Origin of the sequence: Bacillus sp. NPDC057893 (assembly GCF_042796455.1) — a bacterium.
Lineage (GTDB): Bacteria > Bacillota > Bacilli > Bacillales > Bacillaceae_G > Bacillus_A.
Genome location: NZ_JBHVNG010000017.1, coordinates 46646 through 58463 on the forward strand (window position 1 = coordinate 46646; position 11818 = coordinate 58463).

Below are 11818 nucleotides of genomic sequence, written 5' to 3' on the forward strand. Positions count from 1 at the left end.
TGAACTAACAATGGCACGTAAAACAAACACTCGTAAAAAACGTGTGAAAAAGAATATTGAAGCTGGTATAGCTCATATTCGTTCTACTTTCAACAACACAATCGTAACACTTACAGATACTCACGGTAACGCACTTTCTTGGTCTAGTGCTGGTGCACTTGGTTTCCGTGGATCTCGTAAATCTACTCCATTCGCTGCGCAAATGGCTGCTGAAGCTGCTTCTAAAGTTGCAATGGAGCATGGTTTAAAAACTTTAGAGGTTACTGTTAAAGGTCCTGGTGCTGGTCGTGAAGCTGCAATTCGTGCTCTTCAAGCGGCAGGTCTAGAAGTAACAGCAATTAGAGATGTTACTCCAGTTCCTCATAATGGATGTCGTCCACCAAAACGTCGTCGTGTGTAATTTTTCTGTATAGAATTTTCCCTTTTGTCTATAATGGATATGATGCATTATCGAGAAATTTCGTACAGAAACATCGCTTGTTGTGCACAATCGGGAACTGCCTAAGGGGGACTTTCGGTTAAACAGAGGTTTTTTCCTTTGTTTAACCGGGGTTTCGACGTTTTGAAGGAGGGTTTAGTTAATGATTGAAATCGAAAAACCGAAAATCGAAACGGTTGAACTTAACGAAGATGCTAAGTATGGCAAATTCGTGATTGAACCGCTTGAGCGTGGATATGGTACTACTTTGGGTAACTCCTTACGTCGTATTCTTTTATCCTCACTCCCTGGTGCCGCTGTAACTGCTATCCAAATCGATGGCGTTTTACACGAATTTTCAACAGTAGAGGGCGTAGTAGAAGATGTTACTACGATGATTTTAAACTTGAAAAAGTTAGCTCTTAAAATCTACTCTGAAGAAGAGAAGACGTTGGAAATCGATGTACAGGGCGAAGGTATTGTCACAGCTGCTGATATTACTCACGATAGTGATGTTGAAATCTTAAATCCAGATTTACACATTGCGACGTTAGCAAAAAATGCGCATTTCCGCATGCGTTTAACTGCAAAGCGTGGCCGTGGGTATACGCCAGCTGATGCAAATAAAAGCGAAGATCAACCAATAGGAGTAATTCCTATTGATTCTATTTATACTCCAGTATCACGTGTGACTTACCAAGTGGAAAAGACACGTGTCGGACAAGTGGCTAATTATGATAAGCTTACGCTTGATGTATGGACGGATGGAAGCATCGGGCCAAAAGAAGCTATCTCTTTAGGTGCCAAAATCTTAACTGAGCATTTAAATATCTTTGTTGGTTTAACTGACGAAGCACAAAATGCTGAGATTATGGTCGAGAAGGAAGAAGATCAAAAAGAAAAAGTTCTTGAGATGACTATCGAAGAACTGGATCTTTCTGTTCGTTCTTATAATTGCCTAAAACGTGCAGGAATTAATACTGTACAAGAGCTTGCGAACAAAACAGAAGAAGATATGATGAAAGTTCGTAACTTAGGACGTAAATCCTTAGAAGAAGTTAAACATAAACTTGAGGAATTAGGTTTAGGTTTACGTAAAGACGACTGAGGATTTAAACCCATCAACAAAGGAGGGAACTACGAATGGCATACAGAAAATTAGGCCGTACAAGTGCGCAACGTAAAGCTATGTTACGTGATTTAGCTACTGATTTAATTATCAACGAGCGCATCCAAACGACAGAAACTCGTGCAAAAGAACTTCGTTCTGTAGTGGAAAAAATGATCACTTTAGGTAAACGCGGAGATCTTCATGCTCGTCGTCAAGCAGCAGCTTTCATCCGTAATGAGGTTGCTAACGCTGAGACTGGTCAAGATGCACTTCAAAAATTATTCGCTGATGTAGCTCCACGCTATGCTGAGCGCCAAGGCGGATACACTCGTATTGCAAAAATTGGTCCACGTCGCGGAGACGCAGCACCAATGGTAATTATCGAGCTAGTATAATGATAATTAAAAGGGCAAGACAGTTCTTTTCAAGTAACTGGTCATGGCCCTTTTTTTTTAAATATAGAAAATGGGCTAACTTGGCGAAAGAAAGGGTGCCTTGTATTGAAAAAAGAGAAACTTCGGACAGAAAATATATCATTTCAATATCCTGGGGCAGCCTCTTATGCATTAAAAGATGTTTCATTTTCCTTATATGAAGGAGAATGGGTATCTGTCATTGGACAAAATGGTTCAGGGAAGTCTACACTTGCAAAGTTATTGAATGGTTTGTTTTTGCCGGAATCAGGGACAATTACTGTAAATGATACAATGGTTTTATCTGAGGAAACAGTATGGGATGTTCGAAAGCAAATTGGAATGGTATTTCAAAATCCGGATAATCAATTTGTTGGAACAACGGTACAAGATGACGTTGTATTTGGCTTAGAGAATATCGGAATGCCAAGAGAGCTGATGATAGAAAGACTAGAGCAGGCTCTGCAACTTGTCCGTATGGAAGACTTTCTAAATGAAGAACCGCATTCGTTATCTGGCGGACAAAAGCAGAGGGTGGCAATAGCAGGTGTTTTAGCACTTCAGCCATCTATTTTAATACTAGATGAAGCAACGTCAATGTTAGACCCTCAAGGTAGACGTGAAGTAATAGAAACGGTTAGAAAGCTTGTTAATCAAAAGGGTATCACTGTGTTATCAATTACACATGATTTAGAAGAAGCTGCACAGTCAGACCGTATTATTATTTTAAATAAGGGAGAAATATTAGAGGAAGGGATACCAACGCAAATTTTTAAATCCTCTCATATGCTCCGAGAAATTGGATTAGATGTACCTTTTTCAGTGAAAATAGCAGAATTATTAAAAAGAAATGAAATTCTCTTACAAAATACGCATCTTACAATGGAAAGCTTGGTGAACGAACTTTGGAGATTACATTCCAAAAAGTAGAACATCGTTATCAATATAAAACTCCATTTGAAAGACGTGCACTTTATGATGTAGACGTGTCGTTTCCAAGTGGGGGCTATTATGCCATTATCGGTCATACTGGTTCAGGCAAGTCAACGATGATTCAACATTTAAATGGTTTATTGCAGCCGACAAATGGTACGGTTCAAATTGGTGAACATTTAATTTCAGCAGGAAAGAAAGAGAAGAAACTTAAGCCGCTACGAAAAAAAGTAGGGGTTGTCTTTCAGTTCCCAGAACATCAGTTATTTGAAGAAACAGTTGAGAAGGATATTTGTTTTGGGCCTACTAATTTTGGGGTGTCTGAAGAAGTAGCAAAGCAAAAGGCGAAAGATGCAATCCAGCTTGTTGGATTGGACATAGATTTATTAGCACGTTCTCCGTTTGAATTAAGTGGTGGGCAAATGAGGCGAGTTGCAATAGCGGGCGTACTTGCGATGGAACCCGAAGTACTTGTATTAGATGAACCTACAGCAGGGCTTGATCCGAAAGGACAGCACGAACTTATGGAGATGTTTTATAATTTGCATAAGGAACAGGGGCTTACAGTCATTCTTGTTACCCATAATATGGAGGACGCCGCTAAGTATGCAGATCAAATTGTGGTCATGCATAAAGGAACGGTCTTTTTGCAAGGAAGAGCGGAGGAAGTATTTTCACATGCGGATGAATTAGAACAAATTGGTGTGGATCTTCCGATGTCTTTAAAGTATAAACGTGCAATTGAAGAGAAGTTTGGTATTTCAATTTCGAAGGCTACCTTATCTTTAGAGGATCTTACTTATGAAGTTGTACAGGTGTTACGAAAAGGTGGTCATGAATCATGCAGCAGTTGATTATTGGGAGATACGTTCCAGGTCAGTCACTCATTCATCAACTTGATCCTCGTACGAAGCTGTTGATTGTCTTTTTATATGTATTTGTTGTTTTCTTAGCAAATAATGCGATTTCATATGGGTTTTTATTCTTATATGCACTCATTGCTTTATTTTTTGCAAAAGTGCCGATTCGTTATGTACTTTCGGGCTTAAAACCAATTTTATGGATTTTTCTTTTTACATTTTTCCTGCATATTTTTACAAATAAAGAAGGGGAAGTACTATTCCAGCTTGGTTGGTTTTCGATACATGAAAAAGGGTTAGAGCAAGGAATCTACATTTCTATACGATTTTTCGTTATTATTTTAATGACGACATTATTAACGTTAACAACGACACCAATTGAGATTACAGATGGTTTAGAGACGTTATTAAAGCCGTTGAAGCGTATGAAAGTTCCTGTTCATGAAATCGCATTAATGATGTCAATTTCTCTTCGATTTATCCCCACATTAATGGATGAAACGAGTAAAATCATGAAAGCGCAGGCGTCACGTGGTATTGATTTTGCTGGGGGACCGATAAAAGATAGGATGAAAGCTATTATCTCACTACTCGTTCCATTATTTATCAGTGCTTTTAAGCGTGCAGAGGACTTAGCGATTGCGATGGAATCTCGTGGATATAAAAGTGGCGAAGGACGTACTAAATTTAGGCAACTACGCTGGAAAATAAGTGATACAGTAACAATTGTAAGCTTACTTTGTTTAGCTTGTATTTTGGCATGGGTGCGGTCGTAATGGAGAATAGAGAAATGGAAAGAATAAAATGTACAGTTGCATATGATGGCATTCATTTTTGTGGTTACCAAATTCAACCACAGCATCGGACTGTTCAACAAGAAATAGAGAAAGCATTGCAGAAGTTGCATAAAGGAGAACTTGTTCGTGTGCAGGCATCAGGCAGAACGGATTCTACCGTTCACGCCAAAGGACAAGTGATACACTTTGATACACCTTTGTCTCTTGAAGAGTGGCAATGGAGTAATGCTTTAAATACAATGTTGCCGGATGATATTATTATCAGGCAGGTAGAGAAGAAAACAGAAGAATTTCATGCACGTTACGGTGTTGAGAAAAAAGAATATCGCTATCGTGTATTATTATCAAAGACTGCGGATGTATTCCGTAGAAATTACGTATATCAATATCCATATCCGCTCGAAATAAACTCTATAAGAAAAGCGATTCCTTATTTTATTGGAACGCATGACTTTACTTCTTTTTGTTCGGCAAAAACTGACAAAAAAGATAAAGTGCGAACAATTTATGAAATCGAATTAATTGAGCAAGACGATGAATTAATTTTTCGCTTTGTAGGTAATGGATTTTTATATAATATGGTCAGAATTATTGTTGGTACGTTACTTAGCGTAGGCCAAGGAAAGCTTGATCCTGATAGTATTCCAGAGATTTTAGCGAAACAAAATCGCCAGTTTGCTGGAAAGATGGCTCCAGGTCATGGACTTTACTTATGGCAGGTAAACTATAACAACTAATCCTGGTGTAACATTTGCTTGACATTAGAAACGCAAAAGTATATCATAACATATGGTATTGTTTCTAAAACCACGATTAGCCCCGGAAGGAAATCGTGTTTAAGATAAACAATAGATTTTTTCTATGGAAAAGATAACGAGGAGGGAAACACATGCGTACGACTTTTATGGCAAAAGCTAACGAAGTTGAGCGTAAATGGTATGTGGTTGATGCTGAAGGTCAAACTTTAGGTCGCCTATCTACTGAAGTAGCATCCATTTTACGTGGTAAACACAAACCTACATTTACACCACACGTTGACACGGGTGATCATGTAATTATTATTAACGCTGAGAAAATTCATTTAACAGGTAATAAATTAAACGATAAAATTTACTACCGTCACACTAACCACCCAGGTGGACTTAAGCAAAGAACAGCTCTAGAAATGCGTACAAACTACCCTGTACAAATGTTAGAGCTTGCAATTAAAGGCATGCTTCCAAAAGGACGTTTAGGACGTCAAGTGTCTAAGAAATTAAACGTGTATGCTGGAGCAGAGCATCCACACCAAGCACAACAACCAGAAGTTTACGAACTTCGCGGATAATTAATTAAAGGAGGGCTTACTTTGGCACAGGTTCAATACTATGGCACTGGACGTCGTAAGAGTTCAGTAGCGCGCGTACGCCTAGTTCCAGGCGAAGGACGCGTTATCATTAACGGTCGTGATTTTGAAAACTATATCCCATTTGCTGCATTACGTGAAGTAGTGAAACAACCTCTAGTTGCAACAGAAACTTTAGGTAACTACGATGTACTTGTAAACGTAAATGGTGGTGGATACACTGGTCAAGCTGGTGCTATTCGTCACGGTATTTCTCGCGCTTTATTAAAAGCTGATCCAGAATACCGTCTAACACTAAAACGTGCAGGTCTATTAACTCGTGACGCACGTATGAAAGAGCGTAAAAAATACGGTCTTAAAGGCGCACGTCGTGCACCTCAGTTCTCAAAACGTTAATTTTTGCGAACTTCAAACCCCAACCATTTTGGTTGGGGTTTTTTTATGTTTAATTCTTCTTTTGTAATTTTTGTAGCTTGGAATATTTTAGTGCTACCGCCGCGCGTATGCTTCTTCTTTAGAAGTTTAGACTAATACGTATTAGGGAGGTTTATAAGTACTATGAATGTCATTGTCAGCTTACAAGAAAAGCAAAAAGAAAAGCAGTTAAAATACGAGCGGAAGATGCTGCGAGAATTATCATTAAAAACATTGCGTTCAAATATTCGTGATGCCTTTCAGATGCAAGAACTTCATCGTCAGTATGAAGATTATTGTATTGAATTAGGGATAGAATCTTATTTATTAGGAGCGAGATACAGTAAATTTGGTTATCATGGTGAATCATTCTTTGATGTGAAATATAGGGCTTTAGAAGAAGAGCAACAATTAACTGAAACATTATTTCAATTTTTAACGAGTATGACTATACGCGAAATTAAGTTGCAAGACGAGGAATTGCTTTTTGAATCTTGCCAGCAGTTTATCGGCTTGTGGTGGCAGGAAGGGTATGAAAAAGGCGAAAGAAGATATCGATTAAAGCTACACTAAGACAAGCATAAACTTTCCTCTTGTCCCATATAAGTAATTAGAGGGACTAGCTGGAGGAGGAAAGGTATGAAGAGAATTCGAATTATCTCTTTTGCGCTCGCTGCGGTTGTTTTGTTTTTTTTAGTTAAACAAGAATTTCAAATTACAAAATCGTGGCGAGCTTGGAATTTACCCTTATCAGGGAAAGTGATTGTACTAGATGCTGGGCATGGTGGGCCAGACGGAGGGGCTGTTGGTGGAAAGGATATTGTAGAAAAAGATATTACGCTTGAGATTACAAAAAAGGTACAAGATTATTTACAAGAACAAGGCGCTTTAGTCATTTTAACGCGTGAAGGAGATTATGATTTAGCTAATAAAGATACAAAGTCATATAGTAGACGTAAAGCAGAGGATTTAAAAAAGCGTGTTGAAATCATTAATAAGCCTGATGTAGACTTTTTTGCGAGTATTCATTTAAATGCCCTAACTAGTAGTGGATCTAAGGGCGCACAAACGTTCTACTACCGTTCTTCGATTGAAAATGAACGGGCTGCGAAATTTATACAAGCTGAATTGAGAACAAGCTTAGAAAATACGAATCGTTCTGCTAAAACAATTCCTCACGTGTATTTATTGAAGTATGCCAAAAAACCAGGTGCTTTAATTGAGGCTGGCTTTTTATCGAACGTGAATGAAAGATATATGTTAAATTCGGAGAAATACCAGCAAAAAGTAGCGGCTGCAATATATCGTGGTATATTACGTTATTTTACGGAAAAAGGAAATCCTCCAGAATAAGGAGGATTTTTTGAGTTTCTCTCGTTAACGAAGTTTTCCGAAAATATGTTATACTGAAAATGTAAACGCATTTATTTCAAAGATAAAGAGAGATAAATTTAATTAACATTACGTTATTTTTCATACAGGGGGCTGGGCTAATTATGGTAACAAAAGAGCAGGTAGTGGAAGCATTGGAAGGGATTGTAGATCCGTTTATACATAAAACGTTAAAAGAAACAAATGCAATTAAAGAGGTAACAGTCAAGCAGGAGAAGGAACATGTAAGTGTTAAAATTGCAATTGTAAAGACAGGTACAGCGGAACAAATGCAGTTGCAGTCTGGAATTGTAAAGTTAGTAAAAGAACTTGGAGCAACAACAGTTGGACTTCGTTTTGCAGAATTTACAGAAGAGGAACTAGCCCAGTTTGCACCACCGCAAGAGGAAGAGAAAAGTGAATCCTTATTATCACCGAACTCAAATACAACATTTTTAGCAGTAGCAAGTGGAAAAGGTGGAGTAGGGAAATCGACTGTTTCAGTTAACCTTGCAATTGCTTTAGCTCGTTTAGGAAAAAAGGTTGGTATCATTGATGCGGATATTTATGGTTTTAGTGTGCCGGATATGATGGGTATAGAAAAACGCCCAATCGTAAGAGGTGATAAGATAATACCAGTGGAGCGTTTAGGCGTGAAAGTAATCTCAATGGGATTCTTTGTAGAAGATAACGCACCTGTTATTTGGAGAGGACCGATGCTTGGGAAAATGTTAAATCACTTTTTCACAGAAGTAGAATGGGGTGATTTAGATTACTTAGTATTGGATCTACCACCAGGTACGGGTGATGTTGCTCTAGATGTGCATTCGATGTTGCCGGCTTGTAAAGAGATTATTGTAACAACGCCGCATCCAACAGCGGCATTTGTAGCAGCGCGCGCTGGAGCCATGGCTTTACGTACAGAACATAGTATTCTTGGTGTTGTTGAAAATATGGCGTATTTTGAAAGTAAAGCAACTGGTGAAAAAGAGTATGTGTTTGGAAGAGGTGGAGGAGATAAATTAGCTACGGAACTCCAAACGGATGTAATTGGTCGGATTCCACTTCAACAACCTGATTGGAATAAAGAGGACTTTGCGCCGTCAGTATATGAAGATACACATACAACGGGTCTTATTTATCGTATGATAGCTGAGACAGTTATTGATAAAACAGCTGTTACACAAAAATAAAGTAGTAATGAGTGGACAATATATATTGTCCACTCATTACTATAATTTTTATTGTTGTTCTTTGTTCCCATCTTGAGAACCACCTTCACTGCCTGCGCCTTTCTTATCAGACCCACCTTTTTCGGCTTTTTGTACACCTTTACTAATGATGTCAATCATCTTAGCTTGGAAGAGTGGACTTTCGGCAGTTTCGGTTAGTACTTGCTGTAAATATTGACGATATTCTTTACTCTTCATTGTTTGTAACATAATTTTCTCTACTTCAGGATTTTTCATAATCTCTATAACACCTGATTGGTATTCAGGATCTTTTAGTAAAGTTTTCATTAAGTTTGTTTGTTCTTTTCCCATACTTTTAGCAAATTTTGATGAGAACTCAGGGTCTTTAAAGAGCTTTTCCCAGAATTGTTGCCCTTTTTCAGATACCATCGCATCTTCAATCGTTTTCTTTACTACTGTTTCATCTAGTATGAGGGCTTGTTTCATTTTTTCATCAGTTAATACATCTTGGATCGCTTTTTTTCCTTGATCGGTTTTTAAAATATCAACAATCATTTTTTTTGTTTGATCATAATCAAGTTCGGATTTTGCTTCTTTTTCTTGTGCACATGCCACTAGTGCTATAAATAGAAAAGAAGAAATCCAAACGAGCAGCATCCGTTTCATAAGTTGGAGCTCCTTTCAGCAAAGTTCTCTTTTTTTAATATAAATCTCTTTAAGGAATTTATACATTAACATGGCTAGCTTTTTGAAATTGTCATTGATACAATTTAATTAGAAATATAAGAATAATGGGGGATGTGTTGTGAATAGCCGCAAGTGGGTACGACTATTTTTTACGACGTTGTTTCTTGGTGGGATTAGCACAGTCTTTATTGGTTTTGTTTTAGAGTGGGACAAGTACGTTAAATTTTTTCGAAATTTCGACGGAAAGGAGATTCTAGCAGTTTCTTTCTGGTTGATGGGCGTAGGATTTATTTTTAGTGTTATAAGTCAAATGGGGTTCTTTGCATATTTAACGATTCATCGTTTTGGATTAGGGATGTTTCGGTCATCCTCTTTATGGAATGCAGTACAACTGTTCTTTATTGCGTTCGTATTGTTTGATTTCGTTTATTTAAGGTCAGTACTTATTGCAAATGGGGAAGTTTCCTTAGGGAATAACATACTTGTTGCTGGGATGTTATTTGTGTTTGGGGCAATTGTCGCTTACATAAAGAGTAAAGAAACGAATAAAAAAGCATTTGTTCCCGCTTTGTTCTTTATGGTTGTTGTAACAATTCTTGAATGGGTACCAGCGCTCCGGATTAATGATACAGATTGGTTATATTTAATGGTGATACCACTTCTATTATGTAATGCATATCAGTTACTTGTATTGCATCGTTTAATTGGACAAAAGAGTAAGTCAGTTTAATGAGAAGAGAATGGGTTTTTAATTAACCAGATTCTTATCGTCTGTAAACACTAGGATAAGAAAAGCTCCGCTATCTTAACGAAAGATAGCGGAGCTTTTTATGTGTGAAGAACCGTGTGGAAAGGAACTACTTAATATCTTCGCTTTTTGTACTTGTGTTGGAAATAAGTTGTGATACAGATGTTTGTTCATATCCGTCGCTCTTTAATTTTTGTAAGAGTAATGGTAAAGCCTTATTTGTTTGAAGGGCAGAATCAGAAGCATGTAATAAGACAATATCTCCACCCTTTAAATTGCTAGAGACTGTGGAAACAATTTTATTTACGCCGGGATTTTTCCAGTCATTTGAATTGTTACTCCAATGAACGATGGTGTATCCGAGTGATTCCGCTATTTTAAGAGTCGTTTTGTTAAAGTCGCCACTAGGTGGACGTAATAGCTTGACTTGTTTTACGCCAAGTTTTGTAAAAACATCTTGTGCCCGTAAAAGATCTCGTCGTATTTCATTTGCTTCTAGTGAAGTGTAGGATGTGTAATTATAACCCATACTACCAATCTCATGTCCATCTTTCATGATGCGTTCGACAATATCAGGGTGTCTTTCAGCCCATGCAGCAGAGAGAAAGAAGGTTGCATTCTTAATTTCTCTTTCTTTGAGTGTATTAAGGATTGGAATAGCTTTTTGGTCTCCCCAACTAATGTCAAACGTGAATGCAACTTGTTTTTTTGCAGTGTCCCCTTTGTAAATCACTTTAGGGCCGGTAGCAGTTGAAAAAGCAGATTCATGTGAATATGTTTTTAAAAAGAGTAGCCATGCTGTAAATAAAGAAAGTACGACTATTAAGCTAATGTGTTTAAATGTCCTTTTACTCGTAATAAAAAAGAAAAACATAATATTACGCCCCTTTGTCCAATCCTTTTCAGTTACATATATGCTTTAAATTTAAAAAAGAGAACAAGGGATTAACATCGTAAGTGGTGGATATAATGAGTGATAGAATTTTGTTTTTGATGATACATTATTGATAATTGAAAATGAGTGCGGTGTTTATTGGTACACGTAAGGAGTTATTGGGGTGATAATTTGCTTGGGATTATGTTGACGAAGGAAGAGAAAAAAGAAATGGAATACATACTGAAGAGAGAATTAGAGGAACTTTTATTTGATTTTGAAGATGAGCGTATACATAGCGTTGTAAAAAAGGCGATGGAAGAAAGGTATAAAATCATTTTTTGCTTATTTCGGAGAGTTGCTAATAGGGAAGAATGTATTCGTTATGTAAGAAAAAGAATTTTTTATTAAAAAGTATTGACGTTAAGAGTAAGTATATGATAAATTAATAAACGTCGCTGATGCAGAAACGCAGAAAACGACAAAAAAGAAATTAAAAAACTTAGTTGACATCGAAAAATGAAGATGTTAACATAAGGAAGTCGCAAATGAGCGACCGAGTAGTTCTTTGAAAACTGAACGAAACAAACAACGTGAACGTCAATTTTTATTTTTAGATGCTAGACAAACTAACTTTATTGGAGAGTTTGATCC

The 11818-nt window shown here is 37.3% G+C and carries 16 protein-coding genes; 14 read left to right on the top strand and 2 right to left on the bottom strand.

Annotated features, from left to right (window positions below):
• Positions 1 to 10: 10 nt before the first annotated feature.
• The 12 genes from rpsK (at position 11) to ACFVQC_RS28525 (ending at position 8855) form a co-directional block, all read left to right on the top strand.
• Entirely contained in the window at positions 11 to 400 is a 390-nt protein-coding gene (rpsK, locus tag ACFVQC_RS28470; RefSeq protein WP_002009745.1) for a 30S ribosomal protein S11, read from the top strand.
• A gap of 181 nt (positions 401 to 581) precedes the next feature.
• Positions 582 to 1526 carry a DNA-directed RNA polymerase subunit alpha gene (locus ACFVQC_RS28475; RefSeq protein WP_002009743.1) on the top strand — a complete coding sequence of 315 codons (945 nt, stop codon included), beginning with the start codon at positions 582 to 584 and terminating at the stop codon, positions 1524 to 1526.
• 35 nt (positions 1527 to 1561) lie between these two features.
• Positions 1562 to 1924 (top strand): 50S ribosomal protein L17, encoded by a 363-nt coding sequence (gene rplQ, locus ACFVQC_RS28480; protein ID WP_000331490.1) that lies wholly within the window; start codon positions 1562 to 1564, stop codon positions 1922 to 1924.
• Positions 1925 to 2029: 105 nt separating this feature from the next.
• Positions 2030 to 2872 carry an energy-coupling factor ABC transporter ATP-binding protein gene (locus ACFVQC_RS28485; RefSeq protein WP_377899942.1) on the top strand — a complete coding sequence of 281 codons (843 nt, stop codon included), beginning with the start codon at positions 2030 to 2032 and terminating at the stop codon, positions 2870 to 2872.
• A complete protein-coding gene (locus tag ACFVQC_RS28490; protein WP_377899944.1) occupies positions 2848 to 3729 on the top strand; it encodes an energy-coupling factor ABC transporter ATP-binding protein in 882 nt (293 codons plus the stop codon). The genes ACFVQC_RS28485 and ACFVQC_RS28490 overlap by 25 nt, the downstream gene beginning before the upstream one ends.
• Positions 3717 to 4511 (top strand): energy-coupling factor transporter transmembrane component T family protein, encoded by a 795-nt coding sequence (locus tag ACFVQC_RS28495; RefSeq protein ID WP_377899945.1) that lies wholly within the window; start codon positions 3717 to 3719, stop codon positions 4509 to 4511. Before ACFVQC_RS28490 ends, ACFVQC_RS28495 begins: the two co-directional genes overlap by 13 nt.
• A gap of 14 nt (positions 4512 to 4525) precedes the next feature.
• Positions 4526 to 5269, top strand: a complete 744-nt coding sequence (gene truA / locus ACFVQC_RS28500; RefSeq protein WP_002124694.1) for a tRNA pseudouridine(38-40) synthase TruA — start codon at positions 4526 to 4528, stop codon at positions 5267 to 5269.
• A 152-nt stretch (positions 5270 to 5421) separates the two neighbouring features.
• A complete protein-coding gene (gene rplM, locus ACFVQC_RS28505; protein WP_002029337.1) occupies positions 5422 to 5859 on the top strand; it encodes a 50S ribosomal protein L13 in 438 nt (145 codons plus the stop codon).
• Between the two features lie 21 nt (positions 5860 to 5880).
• The gene (rpsI, locus tag ACFVQC_RS28510; protein ID WP_000079986.1) at positions 5881 to 6273 is read left to right on the top strand and encodes a 30S ribosomal protein S9; all 393 of its coding nucleotides are present in this window, start codon (positions 5881 to 5883) and stop codon (positions 6271 to 6273) included.
• Between the two features lie 162 nt (positions 6274 to 6435).
• Positions 6436 to 6864 carry a DUF2521 family protein gene (locus ACFVQC_RS28515; protein WP_002113330.1) on the top strand — a complete coding sequence of 143 codons (429 nt, stop codon included), beginning with the start codon at positions 6436 to 6438 and terminating at the stop codon, positions 6862 to 6864.
• A 66-nt stretch (positions 6865 to 6930) separates the two neighbouring features.
• The gene (gene cwlD, locus ACFVQC_RS28520; RefSeq protein ID WP_002113331.1) at positions 6931 to 7644 is read left to right on the top strand and encodes an N-acetylmuramoyl-L-alanine amidase CwlD; all 714 of its coding nucleotides are present in this window, start codon (positions 6931 to 6933) and stop codon (positions 7642 to 7644) included.
• Positions 7645 to 7787: 143 nt separating this feature from the next.
• A complete protein-coding gene (locus ACFVQC_RS28525; protein WP_377899948.1) occupies positions 7788 to 8855 on the top strand; it encodes an Mrp/NBP35 family ATP-binding protein in 1068 nt (355 codons plus the stop codon).
• Between the two features lie 48 nt (positions 8856 to 8903).
• Here the strand turns inward: ACFVQC_RS28525 and gerD are convergent, their stop codons facing one another.
• On the bottom strand, positions 8904 to 9521 hold the full coding sequence (gene gerD / locus ACFVQC_RS28530; protein WP_377893318.1) for a spore germination lipoprotein GerD: 618 nt from the start codon (positions 9519 to 9521) through the stop codon (positions 8904 to 8906).
• A gap of 139 nt (positions 9522 to 9660) precedes the next feature.
• On the opposite strand from gerD, the gene kbaA reads away from it, so the two are divergent.
• The gene (gene kbaA / locus ACFVQC_RS28535; RefSeq protein WP_377899949.1) at positions 9661 to 10272 is read left to right on the top strand and encodes a KinB signaling pathway activation protein KbaA; all 612 of its coding nucleotides are present in this window, start codon (positions 9661 to 9663) and stop codon (positions 10270 to 10272) included.
• A 127-nt stretch (positions 10273 to 10399) separates the two neighbouring features.
• On the opposite strand, the gene pdaB is transcribed toward kbaA, so the two are convergent.
• Positions 10400 to 11164, bottom strand: coding sequence for a polysaccharide deacetylase family sporulation protein PdaB (pdaB, locus tag ACFVQC_RS28540; RefSeq protein WP_002063440.1), 765 nt, complete (start codon positions 11162 to 11164; stop codon positions 10400 to 10402).
• Between the two features lie 192 nt (positions 11165 to 11356).
• On the opposite strand from pdaB, the gene ACFVQC_RS28545 reads away from it, so the two are divergent.
• On the top strand, positions 11357 to 11575 hold the full coding sequence (locus tag ACFVQC_RS28545; protein WP_002139933.1) for a hypothetical protein: 219 nt from the start codon (positions 11357 to 11359) through the stop codon (positions 11573 to 11575).
• The last annotated feature ends 243 nt before the right edge of the window (positions 11576 to 11818 follow it).

Coding starts and splice junctions, on each gene's coding strand:
- truA (WP_002124694.1), top strand. CDS start 4,526: ATGGAAAGAATAAAATGTACAGTTGCATATGATGGCATTCATTTTTGT.
- ACFVQC_RS28495 (WP_377899945.1), top strand. CDS start 3,717: ATGCAGCAGTTGATTATTGGGAGATACGTTCCAGGTCAGTCACTCATT.
- gerD (WP_377893318.1), bottom strand. CDS start 9,521: ATGAAACGGATGCTGCTCGTTTGGATTTCTTCTTTTCTATTTATAGCA.
- cwlD (WP_002113331.1), top strand. CDS start 6,931: ATGAAGAGAATTCGAATTATCTCTTTTGCGCTCGCTGCGGTTGTTTTG.
- rplQ (WP_000331490.1), top strand. CDS start 1,562: ATGGCATACAGAAAATTAGGCCGTACAAGTGCGCAACGTAAAGCTATG.
- ACFVQC_RS28475 (WP_002009743.1), top strand. CDS start 582: ATGATTGAAATCGAAAAACCGAAAATCGAAACGGTTGAACTTAACGAA.
- ACFVQC_RS28525 (WP_377899948.1), top strand. CDS start 7,788: ATGGTAACAAAAGAGCAGGTAGTGGAAGCATTGGAAGGGATTGTAGAT.
- rpsK (WP_002009745.1), top strand. CDS start 11: ATGGCACGTAAAACAAACACTCGTAAAAAACGTGTGAAAAAGAATATT.
- rplM (WP_002029337.1), top strand. CDS start 5,422: ATGCGTACGACTTTTATGGCAAAAGCTAACGAAGTTGAGCGTAAATGG.
- ACFVQC_RS28515 (WP_002113330.1), top strand. CDS start 6,436: ATGAATGTCATTGTCAGCTTACAAGAAAAGCAAAAAGAAAAGCAGTTA.
- pdaB (WP_002063440.1), bottom strand. CDS start 11,164: ATGTTTTTCTTTTTTATTACGAGTAAAAGGACATTTAAACACATTAGC.